Annotated in this window: 30 protein-coding genes; 11 read left to right on the forward strand and 19 right to left on the reverse strand. The window is 37.5% G+C overall.

The genetic code is table 11. The features are described from left to right. Positions 1–144 precede the first annotated feature (144 nt). Both AC04QZ_RS01710 and AC04QZ_RS01715 read right to left on the reverse strand, forming a co-directional pair. Positions 145–621, reverse strand: a complete 477-nt coding sequence (locus AC04QZ_RS01710) for a DinB family protein (RefSeq protein WP_478356326.1) — start codon at positions 619–621, stop codon at positions 145–147. Between the two features lie 164 nt (positions 622–785). Then, positions 786–1328, reverse strand: a complete 543-nt coding sequence (locus tag AC04QZ_RS01715) for a hypothetical protein (protein ID WP_478356327.1) — start codon at positions 1326–1328, stop codon at positions 786–788. A 118-nt stretch (positions 1329–1446) separates the two neighbouring features. Between AC04QZ_RS01715 and AC04QZ_RS01720 the strand changes: the two genes are divergently transcribed. Continuing rightward, entirely contained in the window at positions 1447–2400 is a 954-nt protein-coding gene (locus tag AC04QZ_RS01720; protein ID WP_478356328.1) for a bifunctional helix-turn-helix transcriptional regulator/GNAT family N-acetyltransferase, read from the forward strand. A gap of 72 nt (positions 2401–2472) precedes the next feature. On the opposite strand, the gene kdsB is transcribed toward AC04QZ_RS01720, so the two are convergent. The 4 genes from kdsB to trpS all read right to left on the reverse strand — a co-directional run bounded on the left by kdsB (position 2473) and on the right by trpS (position 5195). Further along, positions 2473–3261 carry a 3-deoxy-manno-octulosonate cytidylyltransferase gene (gene kdsB / locus AC04QZ_RS01725; protein WP_086545936.1) on the reverse strand — a complete coding sequence of 263 codons (789 nt, stop codon included), beginning with the start codon at positions 3259–3261 and terminating at the stop codon, positions 2473–2475. Further along, positions 3258–3461, reverse strand: coding sequence for a DUF5808 domain-containing protein (locus AC04QZ_RS01730; protein ID WP_086545937.1), 204 nt, complete (start codon positions 3459–3461; stop codon positions 3258–3260). Before AC04QZ_RS01730 ends, kdsB begins: the two co-directional genes overlap by 4 nt. Before the next feature lie 42 nt (positions 3462–3503). After that, the gene (locus tag AC04QZ_RS01735) at positions 3504–4118 is read right to left on the reverse strand and encodes a deoxynucleoside kinase (RefSeq protein ID WP_025144984.1); all 615 of its coding nucleotides are present in this window, start codon (positions 4116–4118) and stop codon (positions 3504–3506) included. Between the two features lie 78 nt (positions 4119–4196). After that, the gene (gene trpS / locus AC04QZ_RS01740; protein WP_086545938.1) at positions 4197–5195 is read right to left on the reverse strand and encodes a tryptophan--tRNA ligase; all 999 of its coding nucleotides are present in this window, start codon (positions 5193–5195) and stop codon (positions 4197–4199) included. 410 nt (positions 5196–5605) lie between these two features. Here trpS and AC04QZ_RS01745 point away from each other — a divergent pair, with 410 nt between their 5' ends. The 6 genes from AC04QZ_RS01745 to AC04QZ_RS01770 all read left to right on the forward strand — a co-directional run bounded on the left by AC04QZ_RS01745 (position 5606) and on the right by AC04QZ_RS01770 (position 8772). After that, a complete protein-coding gene (locus AC04QZ_RS01745; protein ID WP_478356329.1) occupies positions 5606–6331 on the forward strand; it encodes a lysophospholipid acyltransferase family protein in 726 nt (241 codons plus the stop codon). Positions 6332–6333: 2 nt separating this feature from the next. Beyond that, on the forward strand, positions 6334–6624 hold the full coding sequence (gene gatC / locus AC04QZ_RS01750; protein ID WP_086545941.1) for an Asp-tRNA(Asn)/Glu-tRNA(Gln) amidotransferase subunit GatC: 291 nt from the start codon (positions 6334–6336) through the stop codon (positions 6622–6624). A gap of 119 nt (positions 6625–6743) precedes the next feature. Beyond that, positions 6744–7502: an ABC transporter ATP-binding protein gene (locus tag AC04QZ_RS01755; protein WP_086545942.1), complete on the forward strand. Its 759-nt coding sequence runs from the start codon at positions 6744–6746 to the stop codon at positions 7500–7502. 77 nt (positions 7503–7579) lie between these two features. Further along, complete coding sequence (locus AC04QZ_RS01760; protein ID WP_478356330.1) at positions 7580–8128, forward strand: cob(I)yrinic acid a,c-diamide adenosyltransferase; 549 nt, start codon at positions 7580–7582, stop codon at positions 8126–8128. An 85-nt stretch (positions 8129–8213) separates the two neighbouring features. Then, positions 8214–8435, forward strand: coding sequence for a DUF2795 domain-containing protein (locus AC04QZ_RS01765; protein ID WP_010603503.1), 222 nt, complete (start codon positions 8214–8216; stop codon positions 8433–8435). 178 nt (positions 8436–8613) lie between these two features. Continuing rightward, positions 8614–8772: a lmo0937 family membrane protein gene (locus AC04QZ_RS01770; RefSeq protein WP_139180130.1), complete on the forward strand. Its 159-nt coding sequence runs from the start codon at positions 8614–8616 to the stop codon at positions 8770–8772. Positions 8773–8868: 96 nt separating this feature from the next. Here AC04QZ_RS01770 and AC04QZ_RS01775 read toward each other — a convergent pair whose 3' ends face one another. Continuing rightward, positions 8869–9534, reverse strand: a complete 666-nt coding sequence (locus tag AC04QZ_RS01775) for a 2-C-methyl-D-erythritol 4-phosphate cytidylyltransferase (protein WP_478356331.1) — start codon at positions 9532–9534, stop codon at positions 8869–8871. A 59-nt stretch (positions 9535–9593) separates the two neighbouring features. Then, positions 9594–10643: a tRNA preQ1(34) S-adenosylmethionine ribosyltransferase-isomerase QueA gene (gene queA, locus AC04QZ_RS01780; protein ID WP_086549297.1), complete on the reverse strand. Its 1050-nt coding sequence runs from the start codon at positions 10641–10643 to the stop codon at positions 9594–9596. Between the two features lie 200 nt (positions 10644–10843). Here queA and AC04QZ_RS01785 point away from each other — a divergent pair, with 200 nt between their 5' ends. Further along, positions 10844–12088, forward strand: a complete 1245-nt coding sequence (locus tag AC04QZ_RS01785; protein WP_086545945.1) for an ABC transporter permease — start codon at positions 10844–10846, stop codon at positions 12086–12088. A 711-nt stretch (positions 12089–12799) separates the two neighbouring features. Here AC04QZ_RS01785 and AC04QZ_RS01790 read toward each other — a convergent pair. Then, complete coding sequence (locus AC04QZ_RS01790) at positions 12800–13996, reverse strand: pyridoxal phosphate-dependent aminotransferase (RefSeq protein ID WP_478356332.1); 1197 nt, start codon at positions 13994–13996, stop codon at positions 12800–12802. A gap of 113 nt (positions 13997–14109) precedes the next feature. Here AC04QZ_RS01790 and AC04QZ_RS01795 point away from each other — a divergent pair, with 113 nt between their 5' ends. The 3 genes from AC04QZ_RS01795 to bioA are packed head-to-tail and all read left to right on the forward strand — an operon-like array spanning position 14110 to position 16845. After that, positions 14110–15096, forward strand: coding sequence for a cation diffusion facilitator family transporter (locus tag AC04QZ_RS01795; RefSeq protein WP_086545946.1), 987 nt, complete (start codon positions 14110–14112; stop codon positions 15094–15096). Continuing rightward, positions 15083–15535: an NUDIX domain-containing protein gene (locus tag AC04QZ_RS01800; RefSeq protein WP_478356333.1), complete on the forward strand. Its 453-nt coding sequence runs from the start codon at positions 15083–15085 to the stop codon at positions 15533–15535. The genes AC04QZ_RS01795 and AC04QZ_RS01800 overlap by 14 nt, the downstream gene beginning before the upstream one ends. Before the next feature lie 8 nt (positions 15536–15543). After that, positions 15544–16845, forward strand: coding sequence for an adenosylmethionine--8-amino-7-oxononanoate transaminase (bioA, locus tag AC04QZ_RS01805; RefSeq protein WP_478356334.1), 1302 nt, complete (start codon positions 15544–15546; stop codon positions 16843–16845). 87 nt (positions 16846–16932) lie between these two features. Here bioA and AC04QZ_RS01810 read toward each other — a convergent pair whose 3' ends face one another. The 10 genes from AC04QZ_RS01810 to AC04QZ_RS01855 form a co-directional block, all read right to left on the reverse strand. Continuing rightward, the gene (locus AC04QZ_RS01810; RefSeq protein ID WP_086545949.1) at positions 16933–17367 is read right to left on the reverse strand and encodes an SRPBCC family protein; all 435 of its coding nucleotides are present in this window, start codon (positions 17365–17367) and stop codon (positions 16933–16935) included. A 2-nt stretch (positions 17368–17369) separates the two neighbouring features. Beyond that, a complete protein-coding gene (locus tag AC04QZ_RS01815; RefSeq protein WP_478356335.1) occupies positions 17370–17687 on the reverse strand; it encodes an ArsR/SmtB family transcription factor in 318 nt (105 codons plus the stop codon). 87 nt (positions 17688–17774) lie between these two features. Beyond that, positions 17775–18191 carry a VOC family protein gene (locus AC04QZ_RS01820; protein WP_478356336.1) on the reverse strand — a complete coding sequence of 139 codons (417 nt, stop codon included), beginning with the start codon at positions 18189–18191 and terminating at the stop codon, positions 17775–17777. 92 nt (positions 18192–18283) lie between these two features. Further along, positions 18284–18622: an MmcQ/YjbR family DNA-binding protein gene (locus AC04QZ_RS01825; RefSeq protein WP_478356337.1), complete on the reverse strand. Its 339-nt coding sequence runs from the start codon at positions 18620–18622 to the stop codon at positions 18284–18286. Positions 18623–18630: 8 nt separating this feature from the next. Beyond that, entirely contained in the window at positions 18631–19089 is a 459-nt protein-coding gene (locus AC04QZ_RS01830; RefSeq protein ID WP_478356338.1) for a hypothetical protein, read from the reverse strand. 13 nt (positions 19090–19102) lie between these two features. Next, a complete protein-coding gene (locus tag AC04QZ_RS01835; RefSeq protein ID WP_478356339.1) occupies positions 19103–20476 on the reverse strand; it encodes an exonuclease domain-containing protein in 1374 nt (457 codons plus the stop codon). 126 nt (positions 20477–20602) lie between these two features. Next, positions 20603–21232, reverse strand: coding sequence for a hypothetical protein (locus AC04QZ_RS01840; protein WP_478356340.1), 630 nt, complete (start codon positions 21230–21232; stop codon positions 20603–20605). Between the two features lie 10 nt (positions 21233–21242). Beyond that, entirely contained in the window at positions 21243–21596 is a 354-nt protein-coding gene (locus tag AC04QZ_RS01845) for a response regulator (RefSeq protein ID WP_478357413.1), read from the reverse strand. A gap of 118 nt (positions 21597–21714) precedes the next feature. Continuing rightward, positions 21715–22473 carry a LytR/AlgR family response regulator transcription factor gene (locus AC04QZ_RS01850; RefSeq protein ID WP_478356341.1) on the reverse strand — a complete coding sequence of 253 codons (759 nt, stop codon included), beginning with the start codon at positions 22471–22473 and terminating at the stop codon, positions 21715–21717. A gap of 167 nt (positions 22474–22640) precedes the next feature. After that, positions 22641–23720 carry a sensor histidine kinase gene (locus AC04QZ_RS01855; RefSeq protein WP_478356342.1) on the reverse strand — a complete coding sequence of 360 codons (1080 nt, stop codon included), beginning with the start codon at positions 23718–23720 and terminating at the stop codon, positions 22641–22643. Positions 23721–23794: the final 74 nt, after the last annotated feature.

Genomic DNA, 23794 nt, shown 5'->3' on the forward strand with positions numbered 1-23794 from the left:
GAGGATCTGGAGAAACGTTAAATAATTTATGTTTGGTTAAGTGCACTAAACTACAACTATTTATTTAGTTTAAAAATAAATATTAAAATATTTTTTCGTAAAGAAAAGTTGGAGGGATAGCTTAACACAGGGAATGATGGCATTTTATTTTTCTGCTGCCAAGATCAATTTTTTGATGAGTACAATTTGTCCAAAATGGTAATAGCTATGCTCAATTACGCCTTCTATATTGCGCAGATAGGTGCCATACTTTTCATTTACAAATATTTCATCTAATTTTTCATCAGGAATTTGTGCTACTTCATCAGCGAAAGCTGCCGAATTTGCCAAAAACGCTTCCACCAGTTTTTTCCAATCCGCTTCTGATTGTATTGGCGGAAGGTCGAAACTATATTGATCTTTAATTTCGAGCAAGCCGCCTTTAAATACATTTAAAATGCCAAGCAGGTAATAATTAATGTGAAAGGTTAAAGCCGCAATGGTGTTTAAATCTGCTATCTGATGTGTAGCCTGTTGCCAGGTAATACTTAATAACTGGTCCTTGTAGTTGGTATTGGCAATCCAATATCCGTTTAATAAAACTTCTCTCAGGCGGTTTGCAATAAACTCAGATCTTTTCATTGGTCTCATTTCTTAGTTGAAACTATGGACTTTTAGTGCAAGACTTACTTTTCTACAAATTTTTATTTTTTGCCACAGATTCACAGATTAGATACAATCTGCGAATCTGTGGCTTTTTTTAACAACGAATTGGATTCTAATTTCCTGACATTGATTTATAGCTATTAACAACAGTTGTAGTAAATTTTTACTTTCTGCTCTTTTTCGCTCCAGGCAATGTAAATGTTATTCTCTTTCCCTAAACGATATTTGAAACCGTTTAATCCCGATTTCTTTAATTCTTCGTAAAGGGCTTTGTCGGGCGTGTAATTATCGGCCTTATCTTCCGGCATTACAGCAGGTTCGAGAAAATTATCATCACTAAAAAAATCATCGGCAATGGTTTTTAAAAATATAACCTGGTCTTTTTCCTTGGAGAGATCAACATTTGGATCAGTACTGCCCAATAATTCAGTTCCTTTGATTTTGGTATTGTAAATTTCTTTTCCATCGGCATTTTTAATCGTAAAGTTCAAAACCATTTCTTCAGGTTTTCTGCCGGTGAGTTCGATTTTAAAAGTATCCAAACGTTTTAAATCGGAGAATGACTTAGCGAGGCTTTGGTTAACGTTTTTAAATTCTATGGCATTGTTTACCTTTTTGTTGTCCGAATTACAGGCAAAAAAAACGATAGTTAACAGGAGTAATGTGATGGATTTTCTTTTCATATTGGTAAATCGATCTAAAATAGTAAAAATTTAAATTGAATGATTTACAGATCAAAAATTTGTGATCAATAATTAAGTTTTTATATTTGCGTAACTGATTACGTAATTAATTATTGTTATGAATTTTTTTGAACAGGTAGGTAAGGTCGCTATAGGAAGCAGATTAAGGATGTTAACCGATAAAGTGACAGAAGATGGTGCTCAGATCTATCAATTGTATGATATTGATATGCAGCCCAAGTGGTTTCCGGTATTTTATGCTTTAACCAATGACAAGGAAAAAACCATAACCGAACTCGCTAAAGAAATCGGTCATTCGCACCCTTCAGTAAGTAAAATTATCAGCGAAATGCTGAGAAAAGGTTATGTTAAAGAAAGTAAAGATAAAGCCGACGGACGTAGAAATGTGGTGAGTCTTTCAGAAATGGGGATGGAGATTTCGGCAAAAATAGAAGATCAATTAATTGATGTAAATGCAGCCGTTGAAGAAATTTCCGCTCAATCGCAAAATAACCTTTGGGAAGCCATAGGCGAGTGGGAGTTTTTATTGGAACAAAAAACTTTACTAAGAAGGGTAATGGAAAAGAAAAAAGAGCGTGATAGCTTAAAAGTCGAAATTGTCGATTACCAGCCCAAATACCAGGACATATTCAGGTCGCTCAATGTGGAATGGATTTCACAGTATTTTACCATGGAAGATTCTGATTATAAAGCGCTGGACAATCCGCAGGGTTATATTTTAGATAAAGGAGGTTTTATACTCATTGCACTTTACGAAGGTGAGCCCCTGGGCGTTTGTGCATTAATTAAAATGAATGACGGCGAATACGATTTTGAACTGGCCAAGATGGCCGTATCACCAAAAGCACAGGGTAAAAATGTTGGCTTTTTATTGGCAAATGCCATTGTAGAAAAAGCCAGATCGTTAGGCGCATCTAAAATTTATTTAGAAAGCAATACCATTTTAAAACCGGCAATAAATTTATATCACAAGTTAGGTTTTCAAAAAGTGGCAGGTAAACCAACGCCGTATACGCGTTGCAATATCCAGATGGAGCTGGTGATTAGGTAAATGAATGGTTAGCGCAGGGCGTTTAGGGTTTAGGGAGTAGTAATAACCGCTAAGCCCTAAACTTATAACCAATTATTCCAGTTTCAACGCCTTAAGTAATTTATTTAGTTTCAATAAATCTTCTGGGGTGTCTATTGCAACTGTTTCTAAGTCAGTTACTTTAGTCTGAATGTAAAATCCGTTTTCAATCCAGCGAAGCTGCTCTAAACTTTCGGCAATTTCTAAAGAGGATGGAGGCAATTTGGTAATGGCTTTCAACGATTCTGTCCGGTAACCATAAATACCAATATGTTTATAAAACTGATGTTTTTCTGCCCATACACCTGGTTCACCATTTCTGATAAAAGGAATTGGACTCCGGCTAAAATACATGGCACGACCGTTTACATCGATCACCACTTTAGGGCTATTGGGATTGTATACACTTTCCTGGCTTTGGATCGATTTGATTAACGTTGCCAGTTGTACTTTTTCTTCGGTAAAGCAGCTTGCCAATAATTCAATCTGGGCAGGTTCGATAAATGGTTCATCGCCTTGTATGTTGATCACAATATCGTAGCCGGGTAAAGTTTCAATCACTTCAGCGCATCTGTCGGTTCCGCTTTGGTGATCAGATGAGGTGAAGATAAATTCTCCACCAAACCGTTTTACTTCATCGGCAATCCGTTCATCATCGGTGGCAATGACTACTTTCGATAAGCTTTTGGCTTTCGATGCCTGTTCGTAAACCCTTTGGATCATGCTTTTTCCAGCAATATCTACTAACGGCTTTCCCGGAAAACGGGTAGAGGCATATCGTGCAGGAATAATTCCGATAATTTTTGGATTTCCTAACGTGGAGCTTAAATTTCTATCACTCATATATTATTTCGATAGAATTGATAAAAAACAAATATGAAGATCAATGCGATGATAATATAAGATATCGGATGTGCAAAATTGAATGTCCAACCAAGCAATTTTACACGTTTCGGAACAATTAATCTCGAATCTTTTTTATTGAAATAAAAAGTACCCCATTTCCAGTTCTCCGGATTATCGTGTTCGAAATCTTTTTCCATATTTATCACATTAAATATTTAAACCATTTAGGGGCAGGAGTGTTAAAATAAACCGTTAATCTCCGCTTCTATAGATTGGATTACCGTACCTAAATCTTCAGGGTTGTTGGTGAAATCTAATTTATCTTTATCTAAAATCAATAATTTTCCCAGGTTATAACCTTTAATCCAGGCTTCGTATTTTTCGTTCAGTTTAGACAAGTAATCAATACGGATGCCCGCTTCGTACTCACGGCCACGACGCTGGATATTATTCACCAATGTAGGTACCGATGCACGCAGGTAAACCAATAAATCTGGCGGTTTAATAAAAGAGGTAATATTGTCAAAAATAGCCCGGTAGTTATCATGATCACGGGTGGTCATTAAAGCCATATCATGCAGGTTTTCGGCAAAAATATGTGCATCCTCATAAATAGTCCTATCCTGGATTACGTTACGTTTATTAACCTCAATATCGGTAATTTGCTGAAAACGGCTATTCAGGAAATAAATCTGCAGGTTAAAGCTCCATCGTTTCATGTCGCTGTAAAAATCTTCCAGATAAGGGTTATTGTCCACAGCTTCGTATAAAGCTTCCCATCCATAATTCTTGGCCAATAAGCCTGTTAAGGTAGTTTTACCGGCACCTATATTTCCTACAATTGCTATGTGCATATTTTCTTGCGTTTTGCGGTGAGCGTTTTGCGTCAGGCGATTATAGCGCCAACCGCGATCCGCTTACCACAATATTAATTAAAAACTTTTAAACCCGATTAAACTGCGAACTTCTCTGATGGTTTTTTGTGCGCTTTCACGGGCCTTTAATGCGCCGTGTTTAGCAACTTGTCTTAGGTAAGCATCATCTTTGGCAATATCCAAAATACGCTCACGCATAGGTGCAGTCGTAATAATCATATCTTCTGCCAGTTGTTTTTTGAAATCACCATAGCGGATCTGCATTTTGCTGTACAAATCTTCAAAATGTGCAAGGGTATCAGCACTCGATACCACTTTCATTAAATCAAAAAGATTCTGGATCGGCTCAGGTTTAGGTTGGTTTTCTTCTGTTGGACCACCGTCGCTAACCGCTTTCATTACTTTTTTGCGGATGGTTTCAGGATCATCAGATAGATAAACGGCATTGGCTTCACCTTCTGATTTACCCATTTTGCCTTTACCATCTAAACCAGGTACTTTAACCAGTTTGTCAGAGTAGCTAAAAGCATAAGGTTCAGGGAAATATTCTGTATTGTATAACCTGTTGAAACGGTTTCCGAAAGTACGGGCCATCTCCAAATGTTGCTCCTGATCTTTTCCAACAGGTACTTTTGTAGCTTTATGGATTAAAATATCGGCCGCCATTAGTACCGGATAGGTTAATAAACCTGCGTTTACGTTATCAGGGTTGGCACGCACTTTATCTTTAAAAGAAGTACTGCGCTCCAGTTCACCCATATACGCGTTCATATTTAGATATAGGTATAACTCTGCAATTTCGGGAACATCACTTTGTATGTAAATGGTGCTGTTTTCTGGATCAATTCCACTGGCCAGGTATTCAACCAAAACATGTTTAATGTTTCCATGTAAATCGGCTGGAGTAGGATGTGTAGTTAACGAGTGTAAATCGGCAATAAAAAAGTAGCAATTATAGTCGTTCTGCATTTGAACGAAGTTTTTAACCGCACCATAATAATTACCCAAATGTAATTTTCCTGTTGAGCGAATGCCGCTCACCACTGTTTCTTTCATAATGGCACGAAATTAAAAATAAAATACAAGCAAATCATAAATCGCTTCATTTTTAATGGTAAGATTTTTTAGAACACTCGTCATCTCGACCGGAGTACACATACAGCGCTCGTCATCTCGACCGGAGTGCAACGTAGTGGAGAGATCTTTCTAGTGGCTGGTTTCGCACTAACCATAATTAACATGCCCATAATTTGAAAATGAAAGCCAGCATTTCATCGGGAGTTTCAGTCCTTCTTTCCGTTGCATTCTTCGCTGCGCTGTGGGCTTTCCACTTCAATAAGGTTTATAGTTTGTGGTTTTTGCAAGGATGGAACTCTACGATCATCATCTCGGGCGCAGTGGAGAGATCTTATCTCAATACAATCACTTGCTTAAAATATCAAACTATTTTATATTTTTGGTTATCTATGATTTATTTTCTAAGACAAGTACACCGGATATGGTTTCTATTCTGGATACTGTTTTTTTTCGCTCTGTTCTATCCTTTATATTACGTTACTTCGCGTAATGAGAAATATTACAGCATCCTGAATTTTTTCAGAAAAGCCAATAGTTTTTTGTGCAGTCTGTTTTCAGGTGTTTTTTTTCGTTTCCAGTATGAAGAAAAGCTGAATCGTAAACAAACCTATATCTATTGCGCCAACCACACCTCTAACCTGGATATCATGATTTTCTGTATTATGGGGCATGGTAAATTCCATTTTATGGGAAAGGATGAACTGCTGAATAATCCGGTATTGGGCATTTTTTTTAAAACCATCGATATTTCAGTAAACCGCGACAGTAAGATTTCGGCCTTTAAAGCATTTAAAAAAGCTGGCGAGAACCTGGAAAAAGGAATGAGTCTGATTATCTTTCCCGAAGGTAAAATTGATGATCATTACCCACCAAAGTTAGGCGAATTTAAAAATGGTCCCTTCCGTTTGGCCATTGATAAAAATATCCCGCTGGTACCCGTAAGTATTACTGATGTTTGGAAAATTAATTGGGACGACGGCGCAAAGTATGGAAGTAAGCCAGGAATTTGCGATATTTACGTCCACAAACCCATAAATACATCAACTTTGGCCGATGTTGATGCTGATGTATTGAAAGAAAAGGTTTATACATTGATTGATAGTAAGTTAGTATAGATATGAATTTAGACGCAAAAACCATCCATAAAATAGCCGATCTGGCCAGAATTCATATTGATGATAAACAGGTGGATACACTCATTCCTGAAATGAACAAAATTTTGTCATTCATGGAAAAATTAAATGAATTGGATACTTCAAATGTAAAACCGCTGGTTTATATGAACGAATCGGTAAATGTTTGGAGAGAAGATATAGTGAAACAGGAAATAGCTACGGCTGATGGCTTGAAAAATGCAGCAAAGCATAGCGACCAGTTTTTCATGGTGCCAAAAATTATTGAAAAATAATAGATCTTTCGTCATGCTGATCTGAATCTGATAGTTATCGGATCAACATCATGAGTTTTATTAATTTTTAATCCGCTTGTAACATCTTACCTGCTACGCTTGTCTAAAAAAGAAAAAACATGGAGAAACCACTCATCACGATAAAAGAAATTGGCCGTAAATATGTTATTGGATCTGAAGTGATTCACGCTTTAAAATCAGTTTCTTTAGATATTAATAAAGGCGAATTTGTAGCATTGATGGGGCCATCTGGTTCTGGTAAATCAACCCTAATGAATATTTTAGGGTGTTTGGATACACCTTCAAGCGGAACCTATGTTTTAAATGGAACCAATGTGAGTCACATGAGTGATGATGCCCTGGCAGAAGTGCGTAATCAGGAAATCGGTTTCGTTTTTCAAACCTTTAACTTATTGCCACGCTCAACATCTTTAGATAATGTAGCCTTACCTTTAATTTATGCCGGAACAAGCAAAAAGGACAGGGATGCAAGAGCCGCTAGAGCATTAGAAAATGTAGGCTTAGGTAATCGCATGGATCATAAACCAAATGAATTATCGGGCGGTCAGCGTCAGCGTGTGGCTGTGGCCAGGGCTTTGATCAATAACCCTTCTATTATTTTAGCAGATGAGCCAACCGGTAACTTAGATACCAAAACATCAATTGAAATAATGGGTTTACTGGAAGAAATCCACAGCAAAGGCAATACCATCATTTTAGTAACACACGAAGAAGATATTGCACAGCACGCCCACCGGATTGTACGTATGCGTGATGGTTTGATTGAAAACGATTATTTAAATACCGACATTAAAAATGTATCTCCACGTTTGCAGGCTTTGAAAGATAATGGCAGCGATTGGGAGAAAATCAATTAAGGTTGATGGCATAAGGTGTAGGGCCTAAGGCTTTGAAAACCCTAAACCTTAAACCTTTCACCTTAAACCATTCCAGCATGAAAATCTACACGAAAACAGGCGATAAGGGGCAAACATCACTCATTGGTGGTACCCGTGTGCCTAAATATCATTTGCGTATCGAAACTTATGGAACTGTTGACGAATTAAATTCGTACATCGGCTTAATCATGTGTCAGGATATTGAAACGCAGGACCAGAAACTACTAAAGGAAATTCAGGACAGGTTATTTACCATTGGTTCATCGCTTGCGGCCGATCCTGAAACGTCCAGAATGAAGATCCCTGATCTGCACGATGCCGATATTACTTTGCTGGAAAATGAGATGGACCTGATGAACGAAAAGTTACCCGCTTTAAAACATTTTGTTTTGCCTGGCGGAAACACTGTAGTTTCTTACTGCCATATTGCGCGATGTGTGTGCAGAAGGGCCGAACGGCTGACCGTGGCACTTGCAGAAAATAGCTTTGTAGATGAGCGTGTAAGCATTTATTTGAATCGTTTAAGCGATTATTTATTCGTTTTGGCACGAAAACTGACCATGTATTTTAAGGCGGAAGAAAACATTTGGATTCCGCGGGTTTAATAGTGGAAAAATAAGTTTGTTTTGCTCAAAAATTTTAATATACTTTGCGCAATAATAAGAACAAGAATTTAATTGAATTGACGATATGTATTGGACATTAGAATTAGCATCGCACTTGGAAGACGCACCATGGCCTGCAACTAAAGACGAATTAATTGATTATGGTATCCGCTCTGGTGCCCCGGTAGAAGTAATTGAAAACTTACAGGCATTAGAAGATGATGGCGAACCTTATGAAACCATTGAGGAAATTTGGCCTGATTATCCAACTAAAGAAGATTTCTTCTTTAATGAGGATGAATACTAAACATCAGAAACTACAAAAAAAACCTTCCAGCTAAACTGGGAGGTTTTTTTATGCCTTCATCTCTTCATTTTTATTTCCTATATGTGAGCGCACCAATAAAATAATTACATTTTTTAAACAAAACGGAAAAGCTGAGTGTTAATACTCCAAATAATAACATTACTAAAAAATTAACACTATGGGAAATTTATTGTATTTAGTCGCAGTAGTATTGGTAATACTATGGGTGATCGGATTTATATTTCACGGCTTCGGCGACGTTGGCGGTATAATCCACGTTTTATTGGTAATCGCAGTTATTGCAATTCTGCTTAAAGTAATTGGCCGGGCTGCGTAAAAAATATATCGCACCGATATCCATGAGTTTAAATTAATACTTTAAAGTAAGTGGATTAAAAAAGGAGTTTCATTTTTGAAACTCCTTTTTTGTATTTTAATTTTTCAGCAACAATTCGGCAAGCTCCAGATCGATGGGGTAGGTGATTTTAATGTTTCCTCTTTCTCCTTCGATGATATTAATCCCGTAGCCTACAGATTCTACTACACTTGCATCATCGGTAAAATGAGCATTGAATTCCTGGTTATAAGCTTCCTTAAGAATGTTAAGGCTAAAAGTTTGTGGTGTTTGCACTAAATAAATTTCATCACGTTTTAATGCCGTTGTTTTATCGTCTCTAAGCAAGCGTACACTGTCGCTTGATTGTACTGCTGTGATCACGTTTCCCTGAAGCTCAGCTGCTTTAAAACAATTGTCGATAAGAGATTTGGAAACCAGTGGACGAACAGCATCGTGAATGGCCACATAACTTTCCTCTTCGATGGCATGGATTGCATTTTTTACCGAATGAAAACGCTCCGTGCCGCCATCAATAACCTGATGTGGCACATGGAAATTAAATTCTTCACATAACCTAAACCAGTAAGCCTGTTGATCTTTGTTGAGTACCAGTAAAATTTTAGGTTGGGTATCGCTTTGTGCAAAAGCTTTGATGGTATGCATTAAAACCGGAAGGTTTTTGAGCAGTAGAAATTGTTTTGGGGTTTCCGTTTGCATCCGATTTCCAGAACCGCCTGCTACAATTATAGCGTAGTATTTCATAGTTGAGCGTTTAGGGTAAAGCGTTTAGGGCACAAAACCCCAAACGCCAACCGCAAAACTTATATAATTAGCATGGCATCGCCATAGCTGTAAAATTTATATTTTTCTTTTACTGCAACTTCGTAGGCATTCATTACGTTTTCGTATCCGCCAAATGCACTTACCATCATCAATAAAGTAGATTCTGGTGTGTGGAAATTGGTGATCATTGAATTTGCAATGCTGAAATCGTAAGGAGGGAAGATAAACTTGCTCGTCCAGTCGTTAGCTGCTTTTAATGTTCTGTTTGCAGAAACAGCCGATTCGATCGCACGCATTGAAGTGGTACCCACCGCGCAGATTTTTCTTTTTTCCTCTAAAGCTTTGTTTACAATGTTCGCATCTTTTTGCTCGATGATAAACTGCTCAGAATCCATCTTGTGTTTGGTTAAATCTTCAACCTCAACCGTTCTGAAAGTTCCTAAGCCTACGTGTAACGTTACTTCTGCAAATTCTACACCTTTAAGTTCAAGACGTTTCATCAACTCACGACTAAAGTGTAAACCTGCGGTTGGAGCAGCTACCGCACCTTCGTGTTTAGCGAAAATGGTTTGATAACGTTCTTTATCTTCAGCAGTAGCTTTACGTTTAATGTATTTAGGAAGTGGAGTTTCACCTAAAATTTCAACGTTTTTTCTGAATTCTTCATCAGTACCTTCAAATAAGAAACGGATGGTACGGCCACGTGATGTGGTATTATCTACAACCTCAGCAACCAATAAATCGTCGTCGCCAAAGTATAATTTATTGCCTACGCGGATTTTACGTGCCGGATCTACCAAAACATCCCATAAACGTAATTCCTTGTTTAATTCACGTAGCAAGAAAACCTCGATGGTTGCACCGGTTTTCTCTTTATTGCCATATAAACGGGCAGGGAAAACCTTAGTGTTATTTAATATCATTACGTCTTTGTCATCGAAATAACCTAAAACGTCTTTGAAAATTTTATGTTCAATTTTACCGCTGTCTTTATGTAAAACCATTAGGCGAGCTTCGTCGCGTTGTTCTGCCGGATTATTGGCTACTAATGATTCAGGTAAGTTGAATTTGAATTGTGATAATTTCATTCTTGATGAATTTTTTGAGGTGCAAAAATACGAATTTAATTTTTCTTTTTCGTATTTTATCAAACGCATTTTATGTATATTATGTTTTAATCATTTTAAATCAAATAATACAGGTCGATTAATGCATTGTAGACATAAAATTAATTAGTTTTGAAGATAAGCTGTAACCTTTTGAAAAGCTTTGCATCTAACCTTTAATTATGATAATCTTTAGGCTAATAGGCGAGAGTTTCCGTTTTGCATTTGATGCGTTGCGCCAGAATAAATTACGCACCATGTTATCGCTTCTGGCGATAACAATCGGTATTTTTACCATTATTGCTGTATTCTCTGCAGTAGATACCTTTCGCGGTAAATTGCAGGCCAGTGTAGATAAACTGGGCTCAAATACGATTTATATTCAAAAATGGCCCTGGAGTTTTGGCGATAATTATCCCTGGTGGAAATACATGAACCGTCCTCAGCCTTCATTACGTGATTTTGAAGCGCTCCGCGAGCGAATTGAACATGCGCAAGGTGTTACCTTCGAAATATCGACTAACGACAGGACAATCAAATACAGAAGTAACTCGGTAGAAGGCATTTCGGTATGGGCTGCCTCACACGATTTTAATAAAACCTGGAATTTCGAGCTTCAGGACGGCCGGTATTTTACTGAAAATGAGAGTAAAAATGGTACACCTGTTTGTATTTTAGGCTCTGATATTGCCGATGGGCTTTTTGATGGCGATGCACCAGTGGGTAAACAAGTGCAGATTTTGGGCAGAAGATTAACAGTTGTTGGTGTTTTCAAAAAAGAAGGAGAAGATATGTTAGGTACTTCTCTTGATAAAAACGTAAATATTCCAATTGCCTTTGCAAAAGGCGTTTTAGATATCCAAAATGAACGTTACGGACCACAAATAACTGTCCGGGGTAAAGATAACGTAAGCCTGGAGGAAGTAGAAAGCGAATTGAAAGGTTTAATGCGCTCGATCCACAGAATCAGGCCAGGCCAGGAAGAAGATTTTGCGTTAAACAAAACCACCATTATTTCTAACCAGTTAGATTCGATGTTCAAAATGGTAAATATTGCCGGCTGGGTAATTGGTGGATTCTCGATCCTGGTTGGCGGTTTCAGTATTGCCAATATCATGTTTGTATCGGTTAAAGAGCGTACCAATATTATCGGTATCCAAAAATCGTTGGGCGCGAAAAATTATTTCATCCTGCTTCAATTTATATTTGAATCAATTTCGCTTTGTATTTTAGGTGGTTTGCTGGGCTTATTACTGGTCTTTCTGCTCGCCCTGGGGATAGGTGCGGCCACAGATTTTCACATTATCCTGGGTTTGAATAATATTGCTTTAGGTATCGGAATATCAATTATTATCGGCACGATTTCTGGCTTTTGGCCAGCTTATTCTGCATCAAGGTTAGATCCGGTAGAGGCAATCAGGAGCTAATTTTTAGTTTCCAGTTGGCAGTTGACGGTTTTCAGTTTGCAAATTCAGTAAAGTTTTATAGTCCTCGTTTGTAACGAGGATTTGTGAGATTCACATTTGTAATGTGAACACGCAGCATCAAAAAAGATACTTTCGGCGATAAAATCGCCCTTCACGTGCATCCTCGTTGCAAACGAGGACGATGATAGTCTTTATAGTCCTTGTTTGTAACGAGGACTTTTGAGAATCACATTTGTAATGTGAACATGCGTATCAAGAAAAGATACTTTCAGTGATAAAACCGCCTTTCGCATGCACCCTTATGCAAAACGATGACGATTAAGTAATCAATAGTTATTTGTTTTCAGTTGCAATGCCTTGGTTCATAAACCTTATTGAAGTGGAAAGCCCGCAAGCCCGATCCTTTATCGGGCGAGGACTTGTAACGGAAAGAAGGACTTGATGCTTTGATGAAACGCTGGCTTTCATTTTCCAAACACCATATCGTCATTTCGAGCGGAGTGCAACGTAGTCGAGAACCACGTAGTGCTCAGCGAAGCTAAATCTGTTGCTATAGATCTCTCTCCCGAACGTTCGGGACTGAGCTTCAGTCGAGATGACGAACCTTTTTTCTTGAGATAACGGTGATATAAATATAAAACCCATGTTAACTTAATTAACATGGGTTTTTATGATGATGTTGCTAACTGAAAACCGTTAACTGAAAACTGATTAGGCTAATTTACCTAAAGCTTCTTTTATTCTTCTTAATGCTTGAACTAAACTTTCGTCAGATGCTGCGTACGATAAACGGATGTAGTTGTTGTTACCAAACGAATCGCCACCAACGGTTGCTACGTGACCAACGTTTAATAAATACAAAGCCAGATCAGATGAATCTTTAATTACATTTCCATCAGCATCTTTTTTACCGAAGAAAGAACTGATTTCAGGGAAAAAGTAAAAAGCACCATCAGGAAGATTTGTTTTTACACCTGGAATTTCGTTTAATAAATTGTAAACCAGTTCTCTGCGGCGTAAAAATGCTTCTTTCATTTCTAAAACGCTGGCTAAACCTTGCTCGTAAGCAACAATTCCAGCTCTTTGCGCGATAGAACAGGTTCCAGAAGTTGTTTGTCCCTGTAATTTATCGTTAGCGGCTGCTATTTCTTTATTAGCGGCAATGTAACCTAATCTCCAGCCGGTCATGGCGAAAGCTTTAGAGAAACCGTTTACAATGATTACGCGGTCTTTAATGCTGTCGAATTGCGCAATAGACTCATGTTTATCAACGAAATTAATGTGCTCATAAATCTCATCCGATAAAATATAGATATTTGGGTGTTTTTCGAAAACGGCAACCAGGGCTGCTAATTCTTCTTTACTGTAAACCGAACCTGTTGGGTTACAAGGTGAAGAAAACATAAATAATTTCGATTTCGGTGTAATAGCCGCTTCTAACTGTGCAGGTGTGATTTTGAAATCGCTTTCGATGTCTGTATCGATAAAAACAGATTTGCCTTCGGCCAACGTTACCATTTCTGAGTATGAAACCCAATAAGGTGTTGGGATGATCACTTCATCATCAGGATCGATCAAAGTTAAAATAACATTCGATAACGATTGTTTTGCACCTGTTGAAACAACGATCTGAGAAATATCATAATCCAGATTGTTTTCTGTTTTTAGCTTGTTTACGATCGCCTGGCGCAGATCTGGATAGCCCGGTACCGGCGAATAACGTGTATAATTTTCGTCTAATGCTTTTTTAGCTGCATTTTTTACGTGATCGGGTGTATTGAAATCGGGTTCGCCAACGCTTAAACTAATGATGTTAATGCCTTTAGACGCTAATTCGCGGCCAAGTTTGGTCATTTTAAGGGTTGCAGATTCAGATAGACTGTTGATTCTTTTGGATAAGGTGCTCATGGTTAATTACTTTGAGCGCAAATATATAAACCAAATATTATTCTGCACTAAAAAAGACATAGTTTTTCTCATTTAATTTATTCGATAAGCGTATTTTTGGAAAAAATATACTTGTGTCGGTAAAAAAGAAAGCAATAATAATTTCTCTGGTGGTGAGTGTGGTGCTGATGTTGGCCAAGTTTGTCGCGTATTTTATTACGGGTTCAAATGCGATCTTAACAGATGCAGCAGAGAGTATTGTAAACGTAATAGCAGGCAGTTTTGCCTTTTATAGCATTTATCTCAGTACACAACCCCGCGACGAAAATCACCCTTATGGACATGGAAAAGTTGAGTTTTTCTCGGCCTTTGTTGAAGGGATATTGATTCTGATTGCAGGGGTGGTTATTATTTTCAAATCATCTTACAACCTGATCTATCCTCACGTGGTAGGGGAGTTATTGACCGGAACACTAATTATTGGTATTACCGGTTTGATCAATCTGATTGTTGGCTTGTACCTCATTAACGTCGGTAAAGATGAGCATTCGATTACCTTACAAGCTGATGGCAAACATTTATTAACCGATACCTATACCAGTGGCGCGATTGTTATTGGCTTAATATTAATTCAGCTGACAAATATTATTTGGCTGGATAGCTTACTCTCCTTTTTAGTAGGCTTTTACATTGTTTATTCCGGCTATAAGCTTACCCGTGGTTCGGTGGGGGGCTTAATGGACGAAAGCGATTTTACACTTGTTGAAGAAGTGGTGGATGTTTTACAAAAGAACAGGCATAATCCCTGGATCGATGTGCATAACCTGCGTACGCAGCAATATGGCCCTGAATTTCACATCGATTGCCATGTAACATTACCCTACTATTTTGATTTAAATAAAGTTCATCGCGAAATTTCGCAGATTGATGAACTGATCAACAAAAATGGCTTCCGTAAAGCAGAGCTATTTATTCATGCAGACCCCTGTTTGCCTGAGTGTTGTCATTATTGCCATATGAGCGAATGCCCGGTTAGGGCTGAAGCTTTTAGAAAAGAAATTGTCTGGACACCTGAAATAGTAATCAAAAATAAAAAGCACTTCGAAAATGAGCTACTTTAATGTTAGGGTTTATGGATTGTTAATTAACCAGAATAATGAGGTTTTGGTGAGTGATGAGGAAGAATATGGTTTCCGTTTCAGTAAGTTTCCTGGTGGTGGACTAGAACTTGGTGAGGGCTTAATTGATGGCTTAAAACGTGAGTTTGTAGAAGAGTGTGCTGCAGAAATTGAGGTGTTATCTCATTTTTATACTACAGATTTTTTTGAGAAATCATCATTTAACGATAGCCAGGTCATCAGCGTGTATTATCTGGTAAAAGAAAAAGCACCTTTACAGCTGGCTTTTAAGGATACCATTTATGATTTCGATGGGGAAGGTGAAATTCTTCAGGCGTTTAGGTGGGTGAAAATTGAGGATTTAAGTATTGAAGATATCACCTTTAAAACAGATAAAACCGTAGGCCAGCTTTTAAAAGATCAATATTCAGTTGAACAGTAATAATTTTTATGTCAGATTTCTCCAAACCCCAAACGCCGGACTCCAAGCTTAATTTAACTGAACGCGATCAAAAGGTAATCTGGCATCCTTACACGCAAATGAAGAATGCGTTGCCCCACATCCCCATTGTTAGGGGAGAAGGTGTTTATGTTTTTGATGAAAGCGGAAAAAGATATATCGATGCAGTTTCCTCCTGGTGGGTTAATATTCATGGCCATTCACACCCTTATATTGCACTAAAAGTAGCAGAACAGCTTAATGTGCTGGAGCACGTGATTTTTGCAGGTTTTACGCATGAACCCGCTGTATTATTGGCAGAAAGGCTGTTGCCTATATTACCGGGTAAACAGGATAAAGTTTTTTATACAGATAACGGATCAACAGCGGTAGAGGTGGCCTTAAAAATGTGCCTGCAGTACTGGGACAATAAAGGCAAGTCAAAAACGAAGATTTTAGCTTTTAAGAACGCCTATCATGGCGATACTTTTGGCGCCATGTCGGTTAGCGGTCGCAGTATTTTTACGGATGCTTTTAATAGTTTGTTATTCGATGTCGAGTTTATCGATCTCCCTAACGAATACAATATCTCACATCTCACATCTCATCTCTCAAATCTTACCGATACCGCTTGTTTTATCTTCGAACCACTCATCCTGGGATCTGGCGGAATGCTCATGTACGAAGCTAAATATTTAGATCAACTTTTATCCGCCTGCAAAGAAGCAGGGATTTTAACTATTGCTGATGAGGTAATGACAGGTTTTGGCAGAACAGGAACTTACTTTGCCTGCGAGAAACTAATTAACAAACCTGATATTATTTGTTTAAGCAAAGGTTTAACCGGCGGTACAATGCCTTTAGGTGTAACCACCTGTACTAATGAGATTTTTGAAGCATTTTTAAGTGATGATAAATTAAAAACGCTTTACCACGGACACTCTTTTACGGCGAACCCGATTGCTTGTGTTGCTTCGCTGGCGAGTTTAGATATCTTGTTAAAAAGTGAAACGCTTCAGAATATCAAACGGGTAGAAGCCAAACATGCTGTTTTTCTGGAAGAGATTAAAACACATGTTAAAGTTAAAGCCATCAGACAAACGGGAACCATTATTGCCATTGAGTGGGAAACTGGAAATGAAACTTCTTATTTAAGTAATCTGCGTAATTTATTGTATGCGTACTTTTTAGATAAGGGGATAATATTAAGACCATTAGGCAATATCATCTATATCCTGCCTCCATATGTCATCAGTGATGAAGACCTGGATTATATTTATGCAACGATAAAATTAGCACTGGAAGAGATATAGGTAGCTATTAAGAAAGTTTAAGTTGTCAAAGAAACTTTAAGGTCGTAGCGAGACGCTACGACCAGTATTTTGACGAAACAAAAGAAATCACGCTGCTGGTTCTAAATAATTTTTAAGCGCATCATTAACAAAATAAGTCCAGCCACCGTTGAAACTGGTTTTGGCAAAATCAGGCCCGTTCTCAGCAAAACTTTCTATTCCACTGTGTGTTAATTTCAATCTGGTTTGCTCGCCTTGCTCGAATAACTCCCAACTAACAACCGAATTGCCTGGATAGCCATCATATCGCCAGGTGTAAGCCAGTTTCCTGCCCTCAACAATTTCTGTTATTTCGCAACGATGTAAATATTGTGGCCCATCATCGGGTCCGCCAGAAAACTCAAATTTAAAACCCACTTCAGGTTTAAAGTTTTCCAACTGAAAATACCATTGTTTAATTTCGTTATTATCGGTTAAAGCTTTCCAAACTTTTTCGATAGGAGCGTTGTACACCCGCTCTACAATAACTGGTTCGTTTTTCATCTTTATGTTGATTTAGTTTCTTTTGATAAGTGTATTTCTAAAGCATCTAATTTGCCTGTCCAAAAAGTTCGGTATTGTTCTATCCACTTAGCTACTTCTGCAAGTTTTTGAAATTTTATGTTACAATATCGGTCACGACCTTGTTGCGTAATTTCTACTAAACCGCATTCTGTTAAAACTTTAATGTGTTGCGAAATGGCCGGCCGGCTCATGTCGAAATTTTCGGCAATTGCATTTAGATTTAAGGTGTTATGCGCAATCAGATTGATGATTTCTCTTCGTGTAGGATCGGCAATGGCTTGAAATACATCTCTTCTCATAAATTAATTGCGTAAGTGATTGCTTACGAATATACATGTAAGTAATCACTTACGCAAATTTTAACTGATGTTTTTAGTAATAAAAAACTAACCTAAAGGCATTTTGCTCATATCCATATAAAGAATGCTCCACCTTTGTCCGTCCAGGTCAACAAAACCACAACCATACATCCAGCCATCTTTGTAGCCTGGCTCGCCATAAAGCGTACCACCGGCCGCTATCACTTTTTGCGCAAGGTCATCTACCTCTTCCGGACTTTCTGCATCAAAGGAGAACAATACTTCAGCACCATCGCGTTTATCGGCAATGTTGGTTCCTGCAAAGCCCTCATACAAAGCTTCTTCAAAAAGCATAATGGCCAAATTGCTTTCTCCTACTAAAAAGCAGGCAGAATCTTCGCGGGCGCCGTACTGTAAGTTAAGGGTGAAACCGAGTTGCGTGAAGAATGCTTTAGACTTATTAATGTCTTTTACCGGAAGATTTATCCAAAGTGATTTTATCATAACGTTTTATATTTTGATGTAAGTAAAGATAGGTAAGCGGCAATAGACTTATCCTTGGCAAAAAAGAAAATTTACAGGGCTGTTTGAGACAATCAGTCTCTGCTATATTTTTCAGAAAGCTTTTTAGGTGCCACGTTACAATAAGAAAGTGTAAGCGCATCGATGATCATTTCATCTGGTAATGTTGTTAGCTCAAAAATAGTCCAGCCTTGTTTACCCCAGGCTCCGGTAGCCGGGCGTATTTGATTTGAATCATAATCGCAGAAAACAGACTGATCAATTGCTGATAATTTGAATGTCGCCTGCATTTTTTGAAGATTTAATGTTGCAAAGATCTTTTTATTTACACGAAAAGAAGTTTTTTCGAAATGCGGCAGTTCCATGACTTCATCAAAAGATAGGCAATGTGCTATAAAGGTTAGATTATCCATAAGAGTTATTACTGGATGAAGGAGACTTGATTACTATTGAAAATCTGCTCAGGAAATCGGTCGTTGATTAGTAAGGTTAATGTTTTGGCCGGTTTTTGATTCTTATCGATGAAATAAAGCGTATTAGCCTTTAATTTAACAGGTAGTTCATCAGGCATATCGAAATGATACTGCGCCTTGAATTTTATATCTGCATTATAGAATATAAGTCTACTATGACCATGATATACTATTGCAGCTTTAATTCTACTAAATTCTTTAACTACATAAAACTTAACTTTTCCATTTTTATCTGTTATTTTCCCCAGATAGATTGATCTTAAATCGCCGTTTTTTGTTTTTTGAAATATATTTTTACCAATATTTTTCTGGGCTAAATCTATGTTTGGATCATCAATATTTTGACCTGAACACCAGGCATATGAAATTAATAACAACAGGATAATTGAGAGGCTCTTGGGCAGCATTTGATTAAATTTCCTACAATTTATACAATTTCTGTGGATGTTGTTCTGCGTAATTGAGAATTAAATTTAAAATATAACTGTTGGATGGATAGATAGATAAATCATTTTTGATGGGGGCCAGGCCATCCGATAAGTAATTTCTGTCTGTAAAATAACCCATCCCATAAAACTTTCCCTTTTCCACCACCAGGCAGCTAAATTCTTCCTCTTTTCTGCCTTCATCTACCAATGCAAAACTGGGTTGCTGGTTTTGAATATCGCTTAATGCCGCATTTAGTTTTTTGTTGTAAACGGCTACGGTTTCTATGCCACTGCATGCACCAAAACATTGGCCATTTTCATGGGCATAACATTTGGTTGCCGTTTTTTGTAAATAACACAGCTTTGCGCAAAGCTGGTACTTATCAACCAGTTGGTTTAAAAAATTATAGCCTTCCAACAAGCTATTGAAACTCTGTAGGGCGTTATTGTTCTTTTTATGTTTATCGATGGCTAAACGTAAATAACCGTTTTGATCTTCGAAAACATATAAATCATATTTATGCTCATAACGTTTCATGGCGCGGTTATTTTCCGGCCAGAGGCGTTTAATTTCATTGGCTTCTAAAATTAAAGCCATCAGTTCGGTACCACAAATTACATAATCTACATGATGAATAGTGCGTAAAAAATCCTGGCGCTGCCGGTTAGGTGTGTTACCAGTAAAGTGACTGGTTACACGTTTCTTCAGGTTTTTCGCTTTTCCAACATAAATAATTTTGCCCTTACTATCTTTAAAATAATATACACCAGGCTGATTGGGCAACCTCAAAATACAGGCTTTATCTAAGTGAGGCGGTAAAACCTGTTCTTTAGATGTTTTCTTCAGCATTTCTGCTATGGTACCTTCCTGATCGTGTTCCAGTAGTAAATTGAAAAGAATACTTGTTGCATCTGCATCTCCTGCTGCCCGGTGCCGGTTTTGAATCGGAATCTGCAAAGCTGTACAGAGTTTACCCAGGCTATACGAAGATTTTCCAGGTATTAGTTTTCTGCTCAACCGTACTGTACACAGTTTTTTACACTGTAAATCGTATCCTGCGGCTGCCAGATGATGCTTTAGAAAGGAATAATCGAAATTTACATTGTGAGCTACAAAAATCTTATCATTTAACAGTTGATAAATCTGTAATGCCACGTCATCAAAAGTTGGGGCATCCATTAACATGAGATCATCAATACCGGTAAGTGCCGTAATGTAAGCGGGTATCGGCTGCTTAGGATTAATCAGGGTAGTGTATGACTCAACTATTTGATTGCCATCATGGATGTTAATGGCAACCTCGGTAATACCATTTGCTGAGGCATGGCCACCAGTGGTTTCAATATCTACAACTGCGTATAACATTAAATTAATTTGAAATACAAATCTATGCTAAAATAATTAGTATGAAAATAATTTTGATTATTTCTTTAGCATAAAAAAAGCGGTTACCTATTTAACGTAACCGCTCCTGTATTTTGTATGTAGATGTTATTTAAGTTTACTGAGCAGTTTACTTAAATTAGGTTTAATGCCCAAAGAAATTGGTACCGTGTTAAAAGCCCGGTTCTGGATTTTGCTAAAACCGTACATGTAACTGGCCTCCACAAATAAATTAGCACCGCCAATATTGTATTCTATACCGGCACCACCTTCTGCAATGCCTAAACTATTCGATTTATTATCCTGGGTAACCTGCAAAGTTGAGGTATTAACCCCCGCCTGTGGCGTAAGGATAATGCCACCGCCGGCACCGGCAAAACCATAAAATGCCCATTTATTGACAATTTTACGGTAACCTAATGCCACATTTAATAAATAAGTGGTTGCTCTTCCTTTTTGTAGCGTGTAGGTATATCCTGCATCAGGGGTAATCTGGTTAAAGGTGAAAGCATGTAAACTTACTTTCGGATAAAGAAACAAACCGCCATCGCCTAAACCTAAATTTAAACCTAAGGATGTTGAAAATTTAGGCTTAAAATAATCCGAAGTTTCACCCATGGGGAATGCAAAGCCAATTCCACTCATCGAATAAAGTTTATCTGGTCTGCTTTGCGCTTTTACCTGGATGGATACTACTGTACATAACAATAGAAGAGATGTTAATAATTTTAATTTCATATCTGATTTTTTAATTTTCGGTTAAAGCATTTACTTTTTGGAGTAAATCTGCTATGTTAAAGGGTTTTTCTAAATAATCGTCGGGATGATATTTTTGTGATGTGATATAATTTTCATCATACCTGGCCGATGCCATAATTATAGGGATGTGCGCTGTTTCAGGATTCAACCTTAACTCTTTAAACACCGCACGCCCATCCATTCCATTCAACATAATGTCTAGAATAATCAGATCGGGATTAAAATCTCTTATGGTTTTAAAAATATACCGTGGCGATAGTAGCGGATAAACTTTATAATGTTCAGTTTCTAATATATCCTGGAAAACTTCTAATACATCTGGATCATCATCCACAATCAACACTCTTTTCAAAACAGATCAATTAATTAATAATAGTCTATCCTAATACAAAGTTTTGAAGGTAATGTTTTGATTAAACGTTAAAAACTGATTGGAGATGATGAGGGGCGGTTATTAAAGACTACATTATAGCACCGGGACGGGGTTTTTCCTGGAGTAAATTGTTCTTAATGAAATTTGCGAAAAGTTCGATGTATGTGCCTGAAACGGTAAAAGATGTTTCGCCCGAAAGCAGTATTTTATTTCCAAGTACACTCTTGATGTGCTGTTTGGCGATTACAACAGTAGGATTGATCTGGATAAATGCAGAATGTTTTTTTAACATTTTCAAAGTCTTGATGAAATTAGATTTCGAACTTAAAAAAGCATTTTTTGTCGTTTTAAACTGAATATCTTCTCCCATTTCTTCTACCGCAATTAACTCATTCAAATCTATTCTAACCAGGTCACCATTTTCACCCTGTAAAGGGATGTAAAAAAAATGATCGTCGAAAATAGATAAAGCATGTTGTACTTTTTTCCCGGTTGGGTAAAGGTTGTTTATTGTTTTAGCAAAATGCAAAATAGAATAAGGCTTAAGTAAATAAGCATCCGCGTCAACCTTAAAGGCATCAATGGCATACCTTGGGTGTGCGGTGGTGAAAACCAGGTGTTTTGTTTTTTGCCTCAACAGGCTTGCCAGTTCGATTCCGGATAGTGAGGGCATTTCGACATCCATAAAAATAATGTCGACAGGGTTAGCTACCGATATTTCTGCGAGGGCCTGGAGCGGTTCAGTAAAAGTTTGGATAAGTTTCAAATCAGGCAGCTTATCCATATATGCTATTAAGCTCTCCAGAGAATGAGGATCGTCATCAATAGCGATACAACTTATTGACATTTTTTATAGGTTTAGTTGATGCAAATTACAATTTCAGCCAGTAAAATGAAAAAAAAACACATTCGAAACGGATTTTTACGTATTCGGCAAGGAAAATCAGCTTTTCTTTTGAGATTATTGCTTAATCTGAAATTTTAGATTAAAATTATTAAATGAGGTATTGCTGATTATAATTTAATGGTTAGCATTACCTTAAAATAGTGGTTTGAATCAGCAAAGTAATTGAATTCGGCACTTTTGCCATAGGTGTAAGCTAAACGTTTCCTGATGTTTTCCATTCCTGAACTTAAACCTGAATTATCTTTAACTGCCCTGATTAAGTTTGAGGTTTCTATTATAAGCTGATCATGTTCAGTCCTCAGGCTCACTTCGGCAGGATGTGATGCGGTAAGCAGCTCGCCATGTTTAAACATGTTTTCTACCAAAGTGGTTAACACTAAAGGAATGATTTTAATGTTACGTATTTCGTCGTCATACCAGAAACGGAGCTGTACGTGGTGATCTTTACGCAGCTGATGCAGGTTGATGAGGTTTTCGACCTGATTGATCTCCTCATCGAGCAAAATAAATTCCCTGTCCTTATTGCTGTCGACCGAATAGCGCATCATCTCTGAAAGAGAATGGATGGCTTCTGCGGCAACCGGAGAAGAATCTTTAGCATTTTGATAAATAAAATCGAGCGTATTAAACAACAGATGAGGCTGTATTTGCGCCTTTAAAAAGGCATTTTCTGATTTAGCGATTTGGATAATATTATTTAAACGTTGTTTTTCCAGATCTTCGATCTTCTTTCGCTCTTCGAGAAAATTAAGGAGAAAATAATAACTGGTAGCAAAACACATAAAATATATGGCGCGATAAATCGGCGCAGCAAAAAAAGCCGCGTTAAATATTAGTTTAATGGGCCCGTTATAGTCGGTATAATTAATTACAATATAATCTAAACAAACCGTTAGGATTAAATAAGCAGCCAGTTCGAGTAAAATGAATAAGGGTAATTTCCACCACCTTTCGTTAAGTTTTTTTAGGGCAAAAGCCAAAACAACGTGAGCATGAAAATAAAAGGTAGCGATGTTTAAACTATAAAAAATAACATAAGTACTCAGTGTAGAGAATCTGCCGGCAAAGATGCCGATGATGATGGCTTCGTAGAATATGAATATGGTCCAAACTAAAATGTGCAGTTTTTTGTCGGAAAACCAGTTTAGAATTTGGTTAAAATTATTCTTTTTAGGGGTAGGCGTCATTTGGCTAGTTAATTGGGGAACGGCTATATATGCTAAACAATAAACCGTCAGCGTTTAATTGTTTAGATAACGAA

The organism is Pedobacter folensis (assembly GCF_056490665.1).